The organism is Demequina sp., from assembly GCF_049841215.1.
Taxonomy (GTDB): domain Bacteria; phylum Actinomycetota; class Actinomycetes; order Actinomycetales; family Demequinaceae; genus Demequina.
The window spans coordinates 60,905-79,636 of record NZ_JASGEO010000013.1; the positions used below are offsets into that span (position 1 = coordinate 60,905).

Here is an 18,732-nt window from a genome sequence, read left to right on the forward strand (position 1 = left end):
CTTTGCGTTCGTCCCACCGTAACCGCAAGCGCGCGTGGCCGCGCGGGGAGACGGCGCCCGTATGCTGGCGCCATGGTCACGGCGGAGATGCGCGCTCAAACGCTGCGGAAACTTCGCGCAGGTAGCGGCCGCCTCACCACAGCCGCCCTCAAGAGCCTCGACGCGAACTACAAGTGGTTCTCTGACCTACCGGCGCAAGAGCGCTCGTGGGTAGGCACGGTCGCGCAGGCCGGCGTGGACGCGTTTATCGGCTGGTACGAGAACCCGTCAGCACACACGCGCGGCGCCGCCGAGGTGTTCGCCGCCGCTCCCCCGGAGCTCACTCGGTCCATCTCCTTGCAGCACACGCTCGCGATCGTGCGCACGTTGGTGCGCATCGTCGAGGAGCAGTCGGACGACTTCGCCGCTCCCGGCTCCGAGCAGGCGCTGCGTGAGGCGATCCTGCGCTATTCGCGTGAGATTGCGTTCTCCGCGGCTGAGGTCTACGCCCGCGCCGCCGAGACACGTGGCGCGTGGGACGCCCGCCTCGAGGCCTTGGTGGTGGACGCTCTGGTGCGTGGCGAGGTGGACGACGATCTCCCCTCTCGCGCGGCGGCACTTGGGTGGAAGCCCGGCCCGACGCTAGTGATGGTTGGCAGCACGGACGGGCCCTTGGGTGAGGTGCAGTCGGCAGAGCTTCGCCGCACCATCCGTAGGGCGGCACCTGGAGCGCTTGTCGGCATCCACGGCGAGGACCTGGTGGTCATCGCGCGCAGCGACCTCGCGATTGCCGACCTAGCGGAGCACCTGCTGGGGTGCTTCGGCAACGGACCCGTGGTGACCGGGCCGCCAGCCGTGACGCTCCTCGAGGTGGCGCGGGCTACTCGCGCCGCTCTCTCTGGCCGGTCCGCCGCCCCCGCGTGGGCGCTCACACCGCGACCCGCGTCGGCGGACGACCTGTTGCCCGAGAGAGTTCTCATCGGCGACACGTCCGCGCGAGACCGTCTCATCGCCGTGGCATACGACCCCATCGTCAAGGCTGGCGGCTCGCTTGGCGAGACCGTGGCCACGTACCTCGATTGCGGCCGCTCGCTCGAACTCGCCTCGCGCACGATGTTCGTCCATGCCAACACGGTCCGGTACCGGCTCAAGAAGGTGGCCGAGTTGACTGGGTGGGACGTATTGTCCACTCGCGACGCACACGTGCTTGAGACGGCCTTCGCGCTCGGCAGGCTGAGGGACTCCTCGCGCACTGTTTTGTAGGAAACATACAAACCTGCACTCGCGAATCCGTGCGCGTGGGAGCCGCCACATCCCGCCAGAATGAGGCACGCTAGTAAGCATGCTTGCCGTTCTGTGTCCTGGCCAGGGCGCCCAGACCCCCGGAATGCTTGAGCCTTGGCTCGAGCTCGACGGGGTAGGTGCACACCTGGCGTCATTGTCGGAAGCCACCAACGTGGACCTACTCACGCACGGCACCGCGTCGGATGCCGACACCATCCGCGACACCGCAATCGCGCAACCGTTGCTCGTCGCCGCTGCGCTCTTGAGCGCTCGGTGTGTCTTCTCCAACGGCGTCCCCACCGGCTCGGTCGTCGCCGGCCATTCGGTTGGCGAGTTTGGCGCCGCCGCACTCGCTGGCGTGATCGCGGAGGAGGCAGCACTGGCTCTCGTGACCGTCCGTGGCGCGGCAATGGCGGCAGCGGCCGCGAGCTCGGAGCCGACGTCGATGGCGGCGGTGCTTGGCGGCGAACCCGAAGCCGTCACTGCGGCACTCGCGGCGCTCGACCTCACCCCCGCAAACGTCAACGGCGGCGGGCAAGTAGTCGCCGCAGGTGCCAAGACGGCGATCTCGGAACTGGTCGCCAACCCCCCAGAGCGAGCGCGCGTTATCGAACTACAGGTAGCCGGCGCTTTCCACACGCGCTATATGGCCCCTGCCATCGACGCCCTCGCCGCCGCAGCGTCGGGCATCTCGCCAACCCAACCCACCGCTACCCTGCTGTCGAATGCCGACGGCGACGTTGTCACAAACGGCGATGACGCGCTTGACCGCCTCGTGCGACAGGTGGCCAACCCCGTGCGGTGGGATCTGTGCATGGAGCGGATGCTAGAGCTGGGCGTGACGGGCATTATTGAGGTGGCGCCAGGCGGGGTGCTCACGGGTCTCGCCAAGCGCGTCATGAAGGGTGTGCCAGCCGTGGCGCTGAAGTCCCCTGAGGACCTCGACGCCGCGCGCGAACTTGTGGAGGAACACGCGTGACCCAGATGACCATCCGGCGAGGGCCGGAGTTTGCTCGCATCCTCGGACTCGGCGTAGCGCGCGGCGAGAACGTCGTCACCAACGACGAGATCGCGGGCCCCATCGAGTCTTCAGACGAGTGGATTCGGCAGCGCACGGGCATCGTGACGCGCGTGCGAGCGGGCGCGGATACGTCCGTACTTGACCTCGCGGAGGCCGCTTCTCGCGACGCGATTGCGCACGCGGGCATCGCAGCCGATGAGATCGACACGGTCATCCTTTCCACCATCTCGTTCCCGCACATGACGCCTGGTGGCGCCCCCACGCTCGCGGACCGCCTTGGCATTGGCCCCGCCGCCGCGTGGGACATCTCGGCCGCGTGCGCGGGCTACTGCTACGCCATCAGCCAAGCCGACGCCCTTGTGCGCTCGGGTCAGAGCCGCAACGTGCTCGTCATTGGCGCCGAGAAGATGAGCGACTTCGTAGACCCCACGGACCGTTCCATCTCCTTCTTGCTTGGTGACGGCGCGGGCGCGGTGGTCATCGGCGCATCCGACCACGCCGCGATCGGCCCCACGGTGTGGGGCTCCGACGGCTCGCGCGCCGATCTGATCCGCCAAACCAACTCATGGCTTGAGCTTCGGGAAGACCCCTCGCTCCCCTTCCCCACCCTGCGCCAAGAGGGCCAGTCCGTGTTCAAGTGGGCGTCGTTCCAGATGGCCCCGGTTGCGTCCGCGGCAATTGAGGCCGCGGGCCTCACCCCCGGCGACATCAAGGCCTTCATCGCCCACCAGGCCAACGTGCGAATCATCGATCAGATGGTCAAGCAGATTGGCCTGCCCGACTCCGTGGTGGTGGCGCGCGACATTGCCGATTCCGGCAACACATCCGCCGCCTCCATCCCCCTCGCAACAGAGCGCCTCTACCGCGAGGGCCTCGTCAGCAGCGGTGACCTGGCGCTGCAAATCGGCTTTGGCGCCGGCCTTGTCTACGCCGCACAAGTCGTGGAACTCCCATGAGACGCGCGCCCAGAGACTAGATTCGTACACGTTCACACCGAACCTGATGCGACCGCATCACACAACCTGAGAAGGAGCACCACATGGCACTGCCCGAAAACGAGGTCCTCGCCCACCTCGCCGACATCGTGTCCGAAGAGACCGGCATCGACGCGGCGGAAATCCAGATGGACAAGTCGTTCACCGACGACCTCGACATCGACTCGCTGTCGATGATGACGATCGTCACCCTCGCCGAGGAGAAGTTCGACGTCCGCATCCCCGACGAAGAGGTCAAGAACCTCGTGACCGTTGGCGACGCGGTGAAGTTCATCGCCAACCAGGACTAACCAGTCGTTCCCGCTCCACTCGTCCCACTCCGGAGGTAACCCATGAATGTCGTCGTCACAGGCCTAGGCGCCACCACCCCGCTTGGCGGGGACGTGCCAAGCACGTGGGAGGCGGCGCTCGCGGGCAAGTCCGGCGTGCGCCCACTGGAGTACGACTGGGTCGAGAAGTACAACGTCCCCATCACCATTGCCGGCCAGCTGGTCGTCAAGCCCGAGGACGTGCTCACTCGACCAGAGATGAAGCGCATGGACCCGATGTCGCAATACGCGCTCGTGGCCACGCGCGAAGCATGGGCCGACGCTGGCTCGCCTGAGGTTGACCCCTTGCGTCTGGGCACGGTGGTCTCCACGGGAATCGGCGGCGTCTGGACAATGCTCGACGCCTGGGACACCGTGCGCGACCGCGGCCCGGAGCGTGTGCTGCCACTCTCGGTCCCCATGCTCATGCCGAACTCGGCAACGGCGTACATCGAGCTCGAACTCGGTGCCAAGGCGGGCGCGCACGCGGTGGTTTCCGCGTGCGCGTCCGGCGCCGAGGCCGTGGCACTTGCCTACGACATGATTCAGTCCGGCCGCGCTGACATCGTCGTTGCGGGTGGCACAGAGGCCGCGATTCACCCGCTGCCGATCTCCACCTTCGCAGCCATGAAGACCCTGTCCAAACGTCTGGACGACCCCGAGGCCGCTTCACGGCCTTATGACGTCGACCGCGACGGCTTCGTGCTTGGCGAGGGCGCGGCCGTCATGGTCCTCGAGTCCGAGGAGCACGCGCGTGCCCGCGGGGCGCGCATCCGCGCGCGCCTGCTCGGCACGGGCCGCACCGCAGACGGCTATCACATCGCCGCGCCGGAGCCCACAGGTGACGGACAGAAGCGCGCAATGCTCGCGGCGGTGGAACAAGCAGGGCTGACTCTTGCCGACATCTGCCACATCAACGCGCACGCCACCTCCACGCCTGTTGGCGACCCCATCGAGGCGCGCGGAATCCGCGACCTGCTCGGTGAGCACACAGATGACGTACTCGTCTCGGCAACCAAGTCCATGACGGGCCACCTTCTTGGCGGTGCTGGCGCACTCGAGTCGGTGCTCACCATCAAGGCTCTCGAGGACCGCCTCGCGCCGCCCACGATCAACGTAGACAACCCGGACCCGGATCTCGCGATTAACCTGGTGCGCAACACCCCTGGGGCGCTTCCTCAGGATGGTGGCCTCGCGGCGATCAACAACTCGTTTGGCTTTGGTGGCCACAACGTAGCGCTTGTCTTCGGCACCGCCTAGTTTCCTGTCGGTACAACGGCGTCGCTCCGCGCGCCACGTGCGCCGCTAGCGCGCGGCTGGCGTTCCTTGGTGGTACCGCAGTCTCCAGGTGCCCTCGACGCACACCCAGACGGACGCTCGGTGCGCAGCGCCATGGCGCGACTCGCGCGGCACAGTCTCGTAGCTCACGAGCGCGGCATCGGCGACAAGCTCCTGCACCGAGAATGTGGCTCGTGGGATGTCAACGTCGATCGACACCGCGGGCATCTCGAGCACTTCGTCCCTGGTAAACACCCTCCCCGAACGCCCCACCTCGGTGAACTCGGGGTGGAGCACCGCGTTCATGTAGGCGTGATCGAACCGAGTCTCGTCGCGCCACACGGACTCTTCGAGCGCCTGCAGTGTCAACGTAGCGGTCGCGTCGAGCGGCACTACCCCACCCTGTGAAGCCAACGCACTGGCGCCCCATGCCCGGCATACCGGAAGGGCTCCAACTCGTCGTCCCATGCTGTTCCGAGCGCTAGGTCCATAGCGCGTTGCACGTCCGCAATAGATCCGCCCGCGTCGAGGGCGGCACGAATCCTGTCTTCCGGCACCACGATGTTCCCGTGCACGTCTGTGACCGCGTGGAAAATGCCAAGCGAAGGGGTGTGTGACCACCGCCCACCGTCGCACCCAAATGACGGGTCCTCGGTCACCTCATAGCGAACGTGCTCCCATCCGCGCAGGGCAGAGGCAAGCAGCGCCCCAGTCCCCTGGGCTCCCTGCCACGCAACTTCAGCCCTCAAGAGCCCGGTTCCGGCAGGCTGGTCGGTCCAGTCGAAGGACGCGCGAGGACCCAGCACGTTGCGCACCGCCCACTCGATGTGGGGACACATCGCGCGCGTGGCCGAGTGCACGAAAATGACACCGCGTGTAATCGCTGCCATGACCCTTCCTTCCATGAGGTTCGTCTTCCCCAACGGCCTCGAAGGATGCGCCCGGCGCACGGTGTGCTCCTATGGTGCCTCACCGCACGCAAAAACGGAAGTTTCAACGCGCCCGTACCTGCACCTTCTCGGTACACACGGGTCGGATCCGCGCGCGAAGCGACGCGGTTGTACCGACAGAAAACGGGCGCGAGTGGGACAGTAGGTCCATGGCTTCACAGGCGCAGCCACTTACCGCCGCCGAGCTTCGGCAAGCGGAGCGCATCACCATGCTCTCGACCCCCGAGTCCGTGTTGATGGATCGCGCGGCCGCGGCCGTTGCGGGCGAGGCCCACGGCACCGAGTCCGTTGCGGTCCTCGTCGGAGCAGGAAACAACGGCGGCGATGCACTTCTCGCCGGCGCGCTGCTCGCGGGCAGGGGCGTTCCCGTCAGTGCCGTCCAGTTGACGCCCCATGTCCACCCTCGGGGCCTCGAACGGTTTACTGCGGAGGGCGGTCAGCTCATCGAGTGGGTGATAGACCCGATCGGGGCGGCAGCGGCTATCGAGGCCGCCGACACCGTCATCGACGGCATCGTCGGCCTCGGTGGCCAGGGCGGTCTGCGGCCCGACGCTGTGGCGGCCGTTGCCAGCATCGCACCTGGCACTCGGGTCATCTCCGTAGACCTTCCGAGCGGCCTTGACCCAGATTCTGGCGACGCGAGCGCTCCTCACGTCACCGCAGAGACCACCGTCACCTTCACCGCCCCAAAGGCTTGCCTAATGCTCGAGCCGGCCAAAGCGTCGGCCGGGCGCGTGGTCATCGCGGATGTCGGCGTCACCCTCTAGGGGTGAGCAATCTAGTGCTCGAGCGACTCGCGCAGTTCGCGCATGGCTTGCTTGCGCACGTCCTTCTTGAGCCGATCAAGGTAGAGGTGGCCATCGAGGTGATCCACTTCGTGATTGATGAGGCGCGCCCAGATCTCCTCGCCCTCAACCACCACAAGATTGCCGTCAAGGTCGGTGCCTTCGGCGCGTGAGAACGACGGCCGCTCGCACGGGTACCAGAGCCCGGGAACCGAGAGGCACCCTTCGTCGCCCAACTCCTGCAACTCCTCGGAACGCTCAACGATGACCGGGTTCAGGATGTACCCGATGTCGCCGTCGATGTTCCATGAGAACGCGCGCAGACTCACGCCGATCTGATTCGCTGCAAGGCCCGCGCGGCCCTCGTGGTCCACCGTCTCCACGAGGTCCTCTACCAACTGACGCACCGCGTCGTCGATGGTCTCGATGGGCGCGCAAGCTGTGCGCAGCACGGGGTCGCCGATGGTCCGGATGTCGCGAAAAGCCATGCGGCGATTGTCCCATGAACGACACCACGCCAACCAACCGGCGCCCTCCCCAACCGCGCGGGTATCGTGTCGGTACATGGAGGTCGTTTCCGAGCGCCTAGTCCTTCGCCCGTTCACCAACGCGGACGTCGAAGACGTGCACGTATATGCGTCGGATCCCGCGGTGTGTTTCTTCACCGATTGGGGCCCCAACACGCTCGAGGACACGGTCAACTTCGTGTCCGACGCGGTGGCCGGAGGCGCCCCGCTCAACGTGGCGATCACCCTCGCGGTGGATCTGCTTGGAGCGTCAGGGACCGTGCCCGCGGGGACCGTCGTCGGCGGACTCAGCGCGTTCGGCGCCTTGCGCGGCCCCGTCGAGGCAAACCCCACCGTGCGCGAACTTGGCTGGGTGGTGCGCCGCGACCTTTGGGGTCAGCGGATTGCGACCGAGGCCGTGGCCTCCTTTCTCGATGCCCTGGTGCGCGATCACGGCATTCGCGAGTTCACCGCACGCTGCCGCCCGCAGAACCGCTCGTCCTCGCGCGTCATGGAGCACGTGGGAATGACGTACGTAGAACGCATACCCGGCGACGTCATCATCCGCGGCGAACCCGCGGACTCGGAGATCTACCGCCTGGTCATTCCCGCCTGACCAGGGATGACTGTGCCACGCTAAGGACGTGATCACGGTGGAATGGTCTCGCGAAGACATCGCCAAACATTGGCCGCGGCCCGACGCTGGGGACGACAAGTACTCTCGCGGCACCTTGGGCGTGGTGGCGGGTTCAGAAGCCTTCCCGGGAGCTGCGGTGCTCGTGGTGTCCGGCGCGATTCGCGCCGGAGCCGGCATGGTGCGCTACGTGGGGCCGCGCAGAGCCCAAGACCTCGTTCTCGCGGCTCGCCCAGAGGCGATTGTGCACGGCAGCGCCGACGCTGCGGAGACTCTCCCTAGGGCGCGCGCCTGGGTGGTGGGTCCCGGCGTGGCTGATTACCCCGAGCAAGACGCCGCGATCGGCTCCGTGGCCGCTTCTGGGCTGCCGATGGTCGTCGACGCGGGCGCCCTCGAGTCCGTTGCCACCTCGCGCGCAGCTGGTGCGCGCGAGGCTCCTGCTGACCGCGTCCTTCTCACGCCCCACGCGGGCGAGCTCATCCGCACCCTGGCCGCCCTGCGGCATGACGTGACGCGTGCAGACGTTGAGCGCGATCGCGCGGGGCACGCGCGCCTGCTCGCCGAGACCGCGAGAGCCACGGTGCTTCTGAAGGGATCCGTCACCGTCATCGCCTCACCGGGCGGCGGCATCGTCTGGCTACCGGAGGCCACGCCGTGGCTCGCGACAGCGGGCTCAGGCGACGTTCTGGCTGGTATTGCAGGGGCTTTGCTTGCCGCGGGCCTCGCCGCCGCCGACGCCGGCGCGTGCGCCGCATGGGTGCATGCGAGAGCGGCGGAACTCGCGTCCGCTGGCGGCCCAATCAGCGCCCTGGACCTGGCCGGGGCCGTGCCCGTCGCGATAGGTGACGCGCTAGGTCGCTGAACCACGCCGTCGGGCAGCGGGAATACTTTGCCAACTGTTGGTGTAGTCCCTAGTGACCCTCAACACCACTGGAGGTGGAAATCATGGGTACCGACGAGAGAATGCAGAACGCCGCCGAGGACTGGAAGGGCAAGGCCAAGGAGCACATCGGCGAAGCCACCGGCGACGAGCAGATGGAAGCCGAAGGCAAGATGGATCAGGCCTCGGCTGCAGTCAAGGACAAGGTCGAAGACGTCAAGGATTGGGCTGCAGAGAAGTTCAACAACATGACGGACGACGACAAGAAGTAGACGTTTCTGTCCCCCTCAGACGCGGATGCCCGGCTCCCCCTCAGCGGCCGGGCATCCGTGTGTCTGGGCTCGAGTGGGGCGGGCGGGACTTGAACCCGCGACCGATGGATTATGAGTCCACTGCTCTAACCGGCTGAGCTACCGCCCCACGACCCGTTCCCCGGGCCGCACGCAAGTCTAGCGACGCCAGGCGAGGCGCCGATCGTGTCTTGGGTGCGCCTCGCAATCGGGTACAGTATTCGAGCGCGATCCTCCGTAGCTCAATTGGCAGAGCAGCCGACTGTTAATCGGCAGGTTACTGGTTCGAGTCCAGTCGGGGGAGCTTTCCATATCTGATCAGCGCCGCCACTAGGCGGCCGGATCCCTGAGGTCCGTCGACCCCCACTCATCGAGGGTCCAGTACGGGTTCATGGCGAGTTCCCAGACGTGCCCGTCAGGGTCCGCGATGTAGCCGCTGTACCCGCCCCATGACGCCTCTTGGGGCCGCTTGAGCATCGTGGCACCGGCCGCGAGCGCGGCACGGAAGCGCTCGTCCACCTCGGCGATGGTCCCGTAGTTCTGCGCGAGCGTCATCGCCCCAAATCCCAGCGTGGCCTCTGGGCGCGCTTGGTCCTCTGCGAGCTCCTCCAGCCCAAACAGCGCGATCACCAGGCCGTTTCCTTGGAAGAACACGATGCCCTCGTTCGCCTCCTCAGGCACCCACCCCCACGCCTCGTAGAACTGCCGCGCGCGCTCAAGGTCCGCCACCCCGAGCGTCACCAAGGTCACGCGCTGCTTGCGTCCTCCCGGCATGTCTACTCCTCTCGTAGCGCCCTGCGCCGCGTCTCCAACGCGATCAGTGCGGCGAACGCCGCTTGCGCCTCGTCACTGCCCTCCCCCGCGCGCTGCATGGAGCCGCGCAGTTCGGCGATTTGGCGCGTGAGATCCAGATCCAGCATTCGCGCCAGCACGGACCGCACATACTCGGCGTCTGCCTTGTCGGTGGGCAGTGGCGTCACCGCGAGCTGCGACACCGTTCCCGCGAGCGCCTCCCCGGCTTGCGCGCTCACGTCTCCCACCCAGTCACCGGTGCTCGCCGCGGGGCCGCCCGCGGCGCGGATCGCCTCAAAGACCGCGCGGTATTGCGGCACGGTAAAGGCCTCGGGCGAGATCGCGCCGAACAACGCCGCCGCGGACGGATCCTTGACCACCTCCGGCGCGGCCTGCAGCAGCACCCCAAGCGCGAGCGCTTGCGCTCGCGCAACAGGATCCTTGGCATTCGGCCTGCCCGACGCTCCGCTCGCCGCGGGCGCCGAACCCGCCCCAGCGTCGGGCTGGGTTGTCGCCTGCTTGCCCGCCGCCGACACCGCGCCAAGCACCTGCTCCGGCTCCATGCCGAGCCACCCAGCGAGCTTGCGCGCGTACTCGGGACGCAGGGCAGCGTCGCGAATACCAGCGACGACGGGCGCGGAGGCGCGAAGGGCGGCGACCCGGCCCTCAGGGGTGGCGAGGTTATGCGACGCGAGCGAAGCCTTAATCACGAACTCAAAGAGCGGCACGGGATTCGCCATCAGTGAGACCACCGCGGCGTCTCCGTGTCGCTGGCGGATCTCGCACGGATCTTCGCCGTTGGGGTCCACGGCAACGAAGGTTTGCGCCAAGAACTGGCCATCAAGGTTGAACGACTTGAGCGCGGCGTTTTGCCCGGCCTCGTCGCCGTCGAACGTAAAGATAACGCGAGCGCCGGTGGCACCCACCTTGAGTTGCGTGGTGTCCCCCATGAGGCGCCGAACCATCTTCACGTGGTCCTCGCCAAACGCTGTGCCGCACGTGGCCACCGCGTTCGTGACTCCCGCGAGATGGCACGCCATAACGTCCGTGTAGCCCTCGACCACCACCGTGGTGCGCTCACCGCGGATCGCGCCCTTGGCCAGGTCCAGTCCGTAGAGGACCGTTGCCTTCTTGTAGAGCTGGGTCTCAGGGGTGTTGAGGTACTTAGGGCCCTGGTCATCCTCGTACAGCCGGCGAGCGCCGAAGCCGATGACGTCACCCGTGACCTCGCGAATGGGCCACACGAGGCGCCCGCGAAAGCGATCGTAGACTCCCCGTTGACCCTCACTTACCAGGCCCGACGCCTTGAGCTCGTCTTCCGTGAAGCCGCTCTTGCGCAAATGATCCGTCAGGGACGACCACCCCTTTGGCGCATAGCCAACACCAAACTGCTCGGCGGCCGCGCGGTCAAAGCCACGCTCGCGCAGGAAGTCGCGTCCCGTGCGGGCCTCGTCCGAGGCCAGCTGCTCGGCGTAGAACGACTGGGCCACACGATGAGCCTCGATGAGACGCTTACGCAACCCGGGCGCAGGGCCGGAACGTGCCCCCCCTGCCTCGTAGCGCAAGGTGACGCCCGCGCGATCCGCGAGGTATTCGACGGCCTCCGCGAACGGCAGGCCGTCCAAGCGCATGACGAACTCGATGACGTCGCCGCCCTCGCCGCAGCCAAAGCAATGCCAGCGCCCCACGGCGGGGCGCACAGTGAAGGAGGGAGAGCGCTCATCGTGGAAGGGGCAGAGACCCTTGAGCGAGCCCACCCCCGCAGATTTCAGCGCCACGTGCTGCCCGATGATCTCCTCGATGGGCGCCCGCTCGCGAACCGCCGCGATGTCGTCACGGTTGATGGTTCCTGGCACGTGCTCACTCTAGTTCTCCGGCGGTTAGGCTTGAGTCAGACTTGGGGAAAGGACCCGTTGTGAGAGTTGATGCGTTCCTCGCGGACACCGCCGAGGTTGTCAACGGCAAGATCTATGCGCTTGGTGGCGGCTGGAACACGATTTTTGTGCGGAGCTTTCCCGCGCAGCACCGCCGCCTTGGCGTGGCGATCACCGCACACGTGCCGTTCAACGAGACCAACATGCAGCACAACCTCGAGGTCAAGCTGGTCACTGAGGACGGTGAGACCTACCCCATCGGCCTGCGCAACGACGAAGAGGGCAACCCGCAGCCCGTGCGTGCGATGGGTGGGGACTTCACGTTGGGGCGTCCCGCCCACCTTGCCGACGGCTTTGAGCAGGTTGCGTGCTTCGCCTTCACGTTTGACGGCCTGCGCTTCGACAAGCCGCGCATGCTCGCGTGGGTCATCTCGATCGACGGCGAGGAGCTCGCGCGCCTTCCCATGCGCGTCCAGAACGCCCAGCAGTAGGTTCACGCCCTCGTGAGCGCGTACCTTCACGTCATCTACCCTGCGGTGCTCGTCGTGAGCGCCGTGCTCGTGTTGCACGGCGTCGTCACCCTCATTGCTGTCGGTACACACAGGTCGCTTGAGTGGGTGGTGACGGCCACGTGGATTGCCGTGGTGGTGCAGGCGGCGGCCGTGTTCTATGTGTGGGTGGTGGACGGCACGCCCGACGCTGTGCTCACCATCGGCTACCTTCTCGCCACGGTTGGCTTGTTGCCTTTGCTCGGCATAGGGCGGCTGGGAACACCAGAAGCGGCGGCCGCGGATCCCGACCCCAACAGGCCCGTACTCGCGCCCGACCAGATAGCGCGCGTGGACGCGGGGGCGGCGATTGCCGTGGGGATTGCGTTGGCGGTTGCGTCATGGCGGCTCACGATCGTGCTGGGAGGATAGGCCCGTGAACCCGGTTGCGCGCATCATCCTCATCGTCGTGTACTCGATCCTTGGGCTGGCCGCCACCGGGCGCGCCACCGTTCAGATCATGGAGAAGTTCTCCGAGGCGCCGGTCGCGTACACCGTTTCCGCGATCTCCGCGGTGCTCTATGTCGTGATCGCCGTGGCACTGTGGCGCGGGTGGGAGCGGGTAGCTCTCGTGGGATCTTCTCTCGAGCTGGCGGGCGTGCTGCTCGTCGGTACGTTGGGGTATCTTGACGCCGATCTGTGGCCCGACGAAACAGTGTGGACCGGATACGGCAGCGGCTACGGATGGGTGCCCCTACTGTTGCCCCTCGTAGCCCTCTATTTCCTGCTCAAGGGGCGTCAGCGTCGGGCCGCCACAAACCTGTGAAACCAATCGTGAGCCGACTTGTCGGTGAGCGAGGCAACCTGGTCAACGGCCACGCGCTTGCGGGCGGCATCGGTGCTTGCCTCGTTGTACAGGGCGGCAAAGTGCGGCTCCATGGCCTCCGCTCCCCTGGCCTCTAGGGCAAGGACCAGAGCGGCGAGGCGCTCGCGCTGCTGGCGGTAGCTGCCGCGGCGCTCGCGGGGCGCCATGAGGAAGTGCACGGCGATTCCCTTAAGGATGAGCATTTCCGCCTGGACGTCCGTGGGGATCACGAGGTCAGCGTTGTGGCGGGTGAGAGGCCCGTCGCCGTGCTGCGCTTGAGTGGCCTCGATGACCGTGTCGCACAGACGCCCGATGAGCTGGCTCGTCATGTCTTTGAGGCTCGCGAGCGCGCGATGGGAGCCGTCGTACTCGTCCATCCACCAGGGCTCATCGCGGAGGCGGTTGAGTGCGGCGAGCAGCTCTTCTTCGTCGCCTCGCCCGTACCACTCGTGGACGTGCTGGGCCACGGCGCGGGCTTGGCCCTCATCCCTCAAGACCGCGAGAGCAACATCGTTGTGCACCACCGAATCCTCGACGTCGTGAACCGAGTAGGCGACGTCATCAGCGAAGTCCATGAGCTGGGCCTCGAAGCTGGTCTGCTTGGCTTCGGCACCGTGGCGTGCCCACTCAAAGACTGGGCGATCGTCCTCGTAGAAGCCGAATTTGCGCGTTGGAGTGCCATCAGCGCGTTGGGGAGCCTGGGACTCCGGCCACGGGTACTTGATGGAGGCGTCGAGCACCGCGCGCGTGAGGTTGAGGCCGATGGACGCCCCGGTAGCCGGGTCAACGGACTTCGGCTCAAGGCGCGTGAGGAGACGCAGCGTTTGGGCGTTTCCCTCGAAGCCGCCGATGTCGCGAGCCACCTCGTCGAGCGCGCGCTCACCGTTGTGGCCGAACGGAGGGTGACCCAGATCGTGGGCCAGGCATGCGGCATCCACGACGTCCTCGTCGCTGCCGAACACCTTGGCGAGGCCGCGGCCGACCTGCGCTACCTCGAGGGTGTGCGTGAGGCGGGTGCGGACGAAGTCGCCGCTGCCCGCGCCGAGCACCTGGGTCTTGGCACCGAGGCGCCTGAGGGCGCTCGAGTGGACGATGCGCGCCCGGTCGCGTTCGAAGGGAGTGCGGCTGGCGCGCTTGGGCGGTTCGTCAACGTAGCGCTCCGCGTCCGCGTCCGAGTAGCCGGGAGGTAGCGCGCTCACGCTTTGATGGTAGTGGGCGGCGGGGCGTGAACGGCTCGCCGAGCGCCGCGTGCCCCCGTAGCCTTGCCCCATGGGACGCGTTGTTGGGTACCTCGCCATGTCGCTCGATGGATTCATCGCCGGGCCGAACGACGAGCTCTCGTGGCTCGAACGTCCACGCGAGTCCGGCCTTCCGCTCGCCGTCGAAGCGTGGGCGGCAACACGTCCGGACGGACTCGAGTTCGACGATTTTCTATCCACCATCGGTTGCATCGTGATGGGCAGGCGCACGTACGACGTTGTGGCCGGGTTCGATGGCCCGTGGCCCTATGGCGATACTCCGCTTCTGGTCGTGACCTCGCGGCCTCTCGAGACCGCGCACGCTTCCGTCGAGGCTAGTGGTGGCGACGTTGCGGAAGTGATCGATCGCGCGAAGGCGCTGGCTGGTGATCGAGACGTCTACGTTGACGGGGGCGCAACGATCCGGTCGGTACTCAGTGAGAAGCTGCTCGACCACCTTGTACTCACGATCCAGCCCACTGCCCTCGGCGCTGGCATCCCGCTCTTCGCCGGCCTCGCGGTGCCCGCGGAGTTTGCCGTCGAGAAGGTCGAGCGTTGGGGTCCCGGGTTCGTCCAGCTACACCTGACGGCACGTGCCGCCTAACCCCCAGAGACGCTCAGTTCCGCCTCGCGCAACCTCTCCTCGAGGTCCGGAGTGATGTCGCGCGTATCAAGCCAACCCTCTGGGCACGACGGCCGCTTGGGCGTCCCCTGGCGCCCACGAGCGCCCTCGGCGTCTACTCCCGGGTACGGGGCGTCACCGAGTGCATCAAGCAAGCCACGCAACTCGGCGAGCGACGTCACCAAGCCGAGCGAGCGTCGGGCCTCCCCGCCCACTGGGTAGCCCTTGAAATACCAGGCCATATGCTTGCGAATTTCTTGCATTGCCTTGAACTCGTCGCCACCAAAATGGCGCACCATGAGCTCTCCGTGTCGGTAGACCGTGTCCGCGACGAACTTCAAAGAGGGCCGCGCGCGCTCCGGCCGGCCCTCGAAGGCGGCCTGCAAGTCCGCGAAGAGCCACGGGCGCCCTTGGCAGCCACGCCCAACGACGACACCATCGCAACCCGTGCGCTTCACCATCGCAAGCGCGTCCTCGGCGGACCAAATGTCGCCATTTCCCAGCACGGGAACGGTGGGCACCGCGTCCTTGAGACGCGCGATGGCCTCCCAGTCCGCGGTGCCGGAGTAGTAGTCGGCCGCGGTGCGCGCGTGCAGGGCAACGGCGGCGGCGCCCTCTCGCTCGGCCATAACGCCCGCGTCAAGGTACGTGAGGTGCTCGTCATCGATGCCCTTGCGCATCTTCACCGTCACCGGAATGTCGAACTTGGACGCCTCGCGCACCGCCGCGCGCACGATGTCACGGAACAGGTCACGCTTCCACGGCAGCACGGCACCGCCGCCTTTGCGCGTCACCTTGGGCACGGGGCAACCAAAGTTCATGTCAATGTGGTCCGCGCGATCCTCTTCCGCGATCATCTTCACGGCGGCGCCAATGGTCGCGGGGTCCACTCCGTAAACCTGCACACTACGAGGGGTTTCGTCGGGATCGTGGGCGATGATCCGCAGGGATTCCGGGGTGCGCTCCACGAGCGCGCGCGACGTCACCATCTCCGCCACGTAGAGCCCGCCGCCGTGCTCGCGGCATAGGCGGCGGAACGCCGCGTTGGTGATCCCCGCCATGGGCGCTAACACCACGGGAGTCTGCACGGAAATCGGCCCAATGTGCAGGGGCGGCAGCAGGGCCGACGCTGTGGCGGGCTGAGTAGACATGGTCACCATTGTCTCAGGCGCTCGCGCCCCCGTTCGCTGTCGGTACATAGCGGTCGGTTCGCGCGCGCGAAGCGACGCGCGTGTACCGAGACGGAGCAGGCGGGCGAGAGGGAGCGTCGGGTTGGCGGAGGGGTGGAAATCAGTCCTCGAGGGCCGACTCGACGTCTCGCTGGGTGCGGCGAGCGCGCCTGCTGTCCTCGGCGGGAGCGGTAGCACCCGGCCCTGCGATGAGCGCACCGATGGCCGTGGTGAGCGGAACCGCGAGCACCAGACCGAGCGAACCTACGAGGGTGCGCACCACCTCGCCCGCGATCTCCGACGAGGTGATCGCGTTGGTCAACGAGTTGTTGTACACCGTGATGAGGACGATGAGAGGGAGCGAGGCTCCAACGTACGCGAACGCGATGGTGTAGACGGTCGAGGCGATGTGATCCCGCCCAACGCGCATGCCGCGCGAGTAGACCTCGCGCCGCGCAAGGTCCGGCCGTGCCCGGCGCAGCTCCCAGACGGCTGACGCCTGAGTGACCGTCACGTCGTTGAGGATGCCAAGGCCGGCGAGCATCACACCGCACAGCGCGAGGCCAGACAGCGAGATCGCGCTCGCCACGAAGGACACGTTGACCTCGGCCTCTCCCGGAACGCCGGGAATCCGGGCGGCGCTCACCGCCCACGATCCAAGCAGCGCGGTCACCACAAGTCCGGCGATCGTGCCCAGATAGGCGGTAGTGGTGCGCGCGTTGAAGCCGTGCGCGATGTACAGGAGCAGCGCCAGGGCGCCAGCCCCCGTGACAAGCCCCACGATGATGGGAGGCTGGCCGTCGATGAGCGCGGGAACGGTGTAGAACACCACCACGCCGAACGCGAGCAGCAAACCAAGCAGCGCCCCAGCACCCCGCCAGCGAGCCACCAGCAGCACGGCCAGGACAAACACGATCACCATCGCCAGCAAGGGCGCGCTGCGCTTGTAGTCGGAGAAGATGACGTCGCCCGTGCCGAGCACCACCACGGACAGCTCGTCCCCCGGGGCGAACTCGGTTCCCGTAATCCCCGGCGACTGGATCTCGACGGTGCCGTCCTCGCCGGCGAGTCTCGCCGTGATCATCAGGGTGTCTTCGTCGAAGGCCACCACTGTGGCGGTGGCCCAGTGCGACCCGTCCTCCAAGTACTGCTGCGAGCCAATCACATTCACTGTGGACGGCCACGTCGCGACCGCACCAACGAGTACCCCGGTCAGGATCACCCCAACGAGCACCCACAGCACGAGCGACGTGCGTTCGGACGCGCGCGGCACCTCGTCATGCGAGTGACCGTGCGGCACGTGGTTACGCCCCCGCGAGCCGCTGCGCGAGGTAGCCCTGGACCTGCGAAAGAGCCACGCGCTCTTGCGCCATGGTGTCGCGATCGCGGATGGTGACGGCGAGATCGTCGACCGTCTCGAAGTCGACCGTGATGCAGAAAGGCGTGCCGATCTCGTCCTGACGGCGGTAGCGCTTGCCGATGGCCTGCGTGACGTCGTAGTCGACATTCCAGAAGCCCCGGAGCTCCTTGGCGAGGTTTTCCGCGGTGGGGAGCAGAGCGTCGGACTTCGAAAGCGGGAGCACCGCGGCCTTGACGGGCGCCAAGCGATGGTCCAGGCGCAGCACCGTGCGGACGTCGACGCCGCCAGAGGTGTTGGGCGCCTCGTCCTCGTCGTAAGACTCGACGAGGAAGGCCATGAGGCTCCGCGTGAGGCCGGCCGCGGGCTCGATCACGTAGGGCGTGTACTTCTCGTTGGTGACCGGATCGCGGTACTGGAGGTCCTTGCCCGAGTGCTCGGCGTGGGTGCTGAGGTCAAAGTCCGTGCGGTTGGCGATGCCCTCGAGCTCGCCCCACTCGCTGCCCTGGAAGCCGAAGCGGTACTCGATGTCGACAGTGCGCTTGGAGTAGTGGGAGAGCTTTTCCTTGGGGTGCTCGTAGTGGCGCAGGTTGTCGCGGTTGATGCCGAGACCCGTGTACCAGTCTGTGCGGGTGTCGATCCAGTACTGGTGCCATTCCTCGTCCGTACCAGGCACGACGAAGAACTCCATCTCCATCTGCTCAAACTCCCTGGTGCGGAAGATGAAGTTTCCTGGGGTGATCTCGTTGCGGAAGCTCTTGCCGATCTGGCCGATGCCGAACGGCGGCTTGACGCGCGACGTCGACACGACGTTGGCGAAGTTTACGAAGATGCCCTGCGCGGTCTCTGGGCGCAGATAGTGCAGCCCGGACTCGTCCTCGACGGGGCCCAGATAGGTCTTGAGCATCATGTTGAAGTCGCGCGGCTCCGTCCACTGGCCGCGGGTGCCGCAGTTGGGGCACGCGATCTCGGCGAGGCCACCGTTCGCGGGACGGCCCTTCTTCTCCTCGAACTCCTCGAGCATCTGGTCCTCGCGGAAGCGCTTGTGGCAGCTCAGGCACTCGGTGAGGGGGTCGGTGAACACACCAACGTGGCCAGACGCCACCCACACCTGGCGCGGCAGGATCACCGAGGAGTCGAGGCCGACGATGTCGTCGCGGCTCGTGACCATCGCGCGCCACCACTGGCGCTTGATGTTCTCCTTGAGCTCCACGCCCAGTGGTCCGTAGTCCCACGCGGAACGCGTGCCTCCGTAGATCTCGCCAGCGGGGAATACGAAGCCGCGGCGCTTCGCTAGCGAGATGACGTTGTCGAGGCGGGACGGTGCTGCCACGGAATGCTCCTTGTGGGGTTGGACTGTGCTCGGAACAGTCTAGTGGCGCGCCTTCGCCCAACCTCCCCATCGCTGTCGGTTCAG

22 protein-coding genes and 2 tRNA genes are annotated in these 18,732 nt (G+C 66.9%); 14 read left to right on the forward strand and 10 right to left on the reverse strand.

Annotated features, from left to right (window positions below):
• Nucleotides 1–72: 72 nt before the first annotated feature.
• From QM618_RS06180 to QM618_RS06200, 5 genes are all read left to right on the forward strand, one after another.
• Nucleotides 73–1,242 carry a PucR family transcriptional regulator gene (locus QM618_RS06180; RefSeq protein WP_428095772.1) on the forward strand — a complete coding sequence of 390 codons (1,170 nt, stop codon included), beginning with the start codon at nucleotides 73–75 and terminating at the stop codon, nucleotides 1,240–1,242.
• A gap of 79 nt (nucleotides 1,243–1,321) precedes the next feature.
• Nucleotides 1,322–2,242 (forward strand): ACP S-malonyltransferase, encoded by a 921-nt coding sequence (locus QM618_RS06185; protein ID WP_428095774.1) that lies wholly within the window; start codon nucleotides 1,322–1,324, stop codon nucleotides 2,240–2,242.
• Nucleotides 2,243–2,247: 5 nt separating this feature from the next.
• Complete coding sequence (locus tag QM618_RS06190) at nucleotides 2,248–3,240, forward strand: beta-ketoacyl-ACP synthase III (RefSeq protein WP_428096470.1); 993 nt, start codon at nucleotides 2,248–2,250, stop codon at nucleotides 3,238–3,240.
• Between the two features lie 83 nt (nucleotides 3,241–3,323).
• Nucleotides 3,324–3,569: an acyl carrier protein gene (locus QM618_RS06195; protein ID WP_428095776.1), complete on the forward strand. Its 246-nt coding sequence runs from the start codon at nucleotides 3,324–3,326 to the stop codon at nucleotides 3,567–3,569.
• 42 nt (nucleotides 3,570–3,611) lie between these two features.
• Nucleotides 3,612–4,847 (forward strand): beta-ketoacyl-[acyl-carrier-protein] synthase family protein, encoded by a 1,236-nt coding sequence (locus tag QM618_RS06200; RefSeq protein ID WP_428095778.1) that lies wholly within the window; start codon nucleotides 3,612–3,614, stop codon nucleotides 4,845–4,847.
• A 45-nt stretch (nucleotides 4,848–4,892) separates the two neighbouring features.
• Here QM618_RS06200 and QM618_RS06205 read toward each other — a convergent pair whose 3' ends face one another.
• A complete protein-coding gene (locus QM618_RS06205) occupies nucleotides 4,893–5,258 on the reverse strand; it encodes a DUF4440 domain-containing protein (protein ID WP_428095780.1) in 366 nt (121 codons plus the stop codon).
• Nucleotides 5,258–5,770: a DUF3145 domain-containing protein gene (locus QM618_RS06210; protein ID WP_428095782.1), complete on the reverse strand. Its 513-nt coding sequence runs from the start codon at nucleotides 5,768–5,770 to the stop codon at nucleotides 5,258–5,260. Before QM618_RS06210 ends, QM618_RS06205 begins: the two co-directional genes overlap by 1 nt.
• Nucleotides 5,771–5,964: 194 nt before the next feature.
• Here QM618_RS06210 and QM618_RS06215 point away from each other — a divergent pair, with 194 nt between their 5' ends.
• Nucleotides 5,965–6,582: an NAD(P)H-hydrate epimerase gene (locus tag QM618_RS06215; RefSeq protein WP_428095784.1), complete on the forward strand. Its 618-nt coding sequence runs from the start codon at nucleotides 5,965–5,967 to the stop codon at nucleotides 6,580–6,582.
• A gap of 11 nt (nucleotides 6,583–6,593) precedes the next feature.
• On the opposite strand, the gene def is transcribed toward QM618_RS06215, so the two are convergent.
• The gene (gene def, locus QM618_RS06220; protein ID WP_428095786.1) at nucleotides 6,594–7,088 is read right to left on the reverse strand and encodes a peptide deformylase; all 495 of its coding nucleotides are present in this window, start codon (nucleotides 7,086–7,088) and stop codon (nucleotides 6,594–6,596) included.
• 76 nt (nucleotides 7,089–7,164) lie between these two features.
• Between def and QM618_RS06225 the strand changes: the two genes are divergently transcribed.
• From QM618_RS06225 to QM618_RS06235, 3 genes are all read left to right on the forward strand, one after another.
• Nucleotides 7,165–7,722, forward strand: a complete 558-nt coding sequence (locus QM618_RS06225; protein WP_428095789.1) for a GNAT family N-acetyltransferase — start codon at nucleotides 7,165–7,167, stop codon at nucleotides 7,720–7,722.
• A gap of 28 nt (nucleotides 7,723–7,750) precedes the next feature.
• Nucleotides 7,751–8,602: an NAD(P)H-hydrate dehydratase gene (locus QM618_RS06230; protein WP_428095791.1), complete on the forward strand. Its 852-nt coding sequence runs from the start codon at nucleotides 7,751–7,753 to the stop codon at nucleotides 8,600–8,602.
• A gap of 83 nt (nucleotides 8,603–8,685) precedes the next feature.
• Nucleotides 8,686–8,892 carry a CsbD family protein gene (locus tag QM618_RS06235; protein WP_428095793.1) on the forward strand — a complete coding sequence of 69 codons (207 nt, stop codon included), beginning with the start codon at nucleotides 8,686–8,688 and terminating at the stop codon, nucleotides 8,890–8,892.
• A 74-nt stretch (nucleotides 8,893–8,966) separates the two neighbouring features.
• On the opposite strand, the gene QM618_RS06240 is transcribed toward QM618_RS06235, so the two are convergent.
• Nucleotides 8,967–9,040, reverse strand: a tRNA-Ile gene (locus QM618_RS06240).
• Nucleotides 9,041–9,141: 101 nt separating this feature from the next.
• Here QM618_RS06240 and QM618_RS06245 point away from each other — a divergent pair.
• Nucleotides 9,142–9,214, forward strand: a tRNA-Asn gene (locus tag QM618_RS06245).
• Nucleotides 9,215–9,240: 26 nt separating this feature from the next.
• On the opposite strand, the gene QM618_RS06250 is transcribed toward QM618_RS06245, so the two are convergent.
• Together QM618_RS06250 and dnaG are read right to left on the reverse strand one after the other, a co-directional pair.
• Nucleotides 9,241–9,684, reverse strand: a complete 444-nt coding sequence (locus QM618_RS06250; protein ID WP_428095795.1) for a VOC family protein — start codon at nucleotides 9,682–9,684, stop codon at nucleotides 9,241–9,243.
• Nucleotides 9,685–9,686: 2 nt separating this feature from the next.
• Complete coding sequence (gene dnaG / locus QM618_RS06255; protein WP_428095797.1) at nucleotides 9,687–11,558, reverse strand: DNA primase; 1,872 nt, start codon at nucleotides 11,556–11,558, stop codon at nucleotides 9,687–9,689.
• Between the two features lie 59 nt (nucleotides 11,559–11,617).
• On the opposite strand from dnaG, the gene QM618_RS06260 reads away from it, so the two are divergent.
• Genes QM618_RS06260 through QM618_RS06270 form a run of 3 tightly spaced genes read left to right on the forward strand, consistent with a single transcriptional unit; the run spans nucleotide 11,618 to nucleotide 12,890 of the window.
• Nucleotides 11,618–12,067 (forward strand): DUF6941 family protein, encoded by a 450-nt coding sequence (locus tag QM618_RS06260; RefSeq protein WP_428095799.1) that lies wholly within the window; start codon nucleotides 11,618–11,620, stop codon nucleotides 12,065–12,067.
• Between the two features lie 12 nt (nucleotides 12,068–12,079).
• Complete coding sequence (locus tag QM618_RS06265) at nucleotides 12,080–12,496, forward strand: hypothetical protein (RefSeq protein ID WP_428095801.1); 417 nt, start codon at nucleotides 12,080–12,082, stop codon at nucleotides 12,494–12,496.
• Between the two features lie 4 nt (nucleotides 12,497–12,500).
• Nucleotides 12,501–12,890, forward strand: coding sequence for a hypothetical protein (locus QM618_RS06270; protein WP_428095803.1), 390 nt, complete (start codon nucleotides 12,501–12,503; stop codon nucleotides 12,888–12,890).
• Here QM618_RS06270 and QM618_RS06275 read toward each other — a convergent pair.
• Nucleotides 12,863–14,128: a deoxyguanosinetriphosphate triphosphohydrolase gene (locus QM618_RS06275; protein WP_428095805.1), complete on the reverse strand. Its 1,266-nt coding sequence runs from the start codon at nucleotides 14,126–14,128 to the stop codon at nucleotides 12,863–12,865. The two genes, QM618_RS06270 and QM618_RS06275, sit on opposite strands and share 28 nt — an antisense overlap.
• 70 nt (nucleotides 14,129–14,198) lie before the next feature.
• Between QM618_RS06275 and QM618_RS06280 the strand changes: the two genes are divergently transcribed.
• Complete coding sequence (locus QM618_RS06280) at nucleotides 14,199–14,771, forward strand: dihydrofolate reductase family protein (protein WP_428095807.1); 573 nt, start codon at nucleotides 14,199–14,201, stop codon at nucleotides 14,769–14,771.
• Here the strand turns inward: QM618_RS06280 and dusB are convergent.
• From dusB to QM618_RS06295, 3 genes are all read right to left on the reverse strand, one after another.
• The gene (dusB, locus tag QM618_RS06285) at nucleotides 14,768–15,940 is read right to left on the reverse strand and encodes a tRNA dihydrouridine synthase DusB (RefSeq protein WP_428095809.1); all 1,173 of its coding nucleotides are present in this window, start codon (nucleotides 15,938–15,940) and stop codon (nucleotides 14,768–14,770) included. The genes QM618_RS06280 and dusB overlap by 4 nt on opposite strands.
• 139 nt (nucleotides 15,941–16,079) lie before the next feature.
• A complete protein-coding gene (locus QM618_RS06290; RefSeq protein WP_428095811.1) occupies nucleotides 16,080–17,258 on the reverse strand; it encodes a YibE/F family protein in 1,179 nt (392 codons plus the stop codon).
• A gap of 4 nt (nucleotides 17,259–17,262) precedes the next feature.
• Nucleotides 17,263–18,648: a glycine--tRNA ligase gene (locus QM618_RS06295; protein WP_428095813.1), complete on the reverse strand. Its 1,386-nt coding sequence runs from the start codon at nucleotides 18,646–18,648 to the stop codon at nucleotides 17,263–17,265.
• Nucleotides 18,649–18,732: the final 84 nt, after the last annotated feature.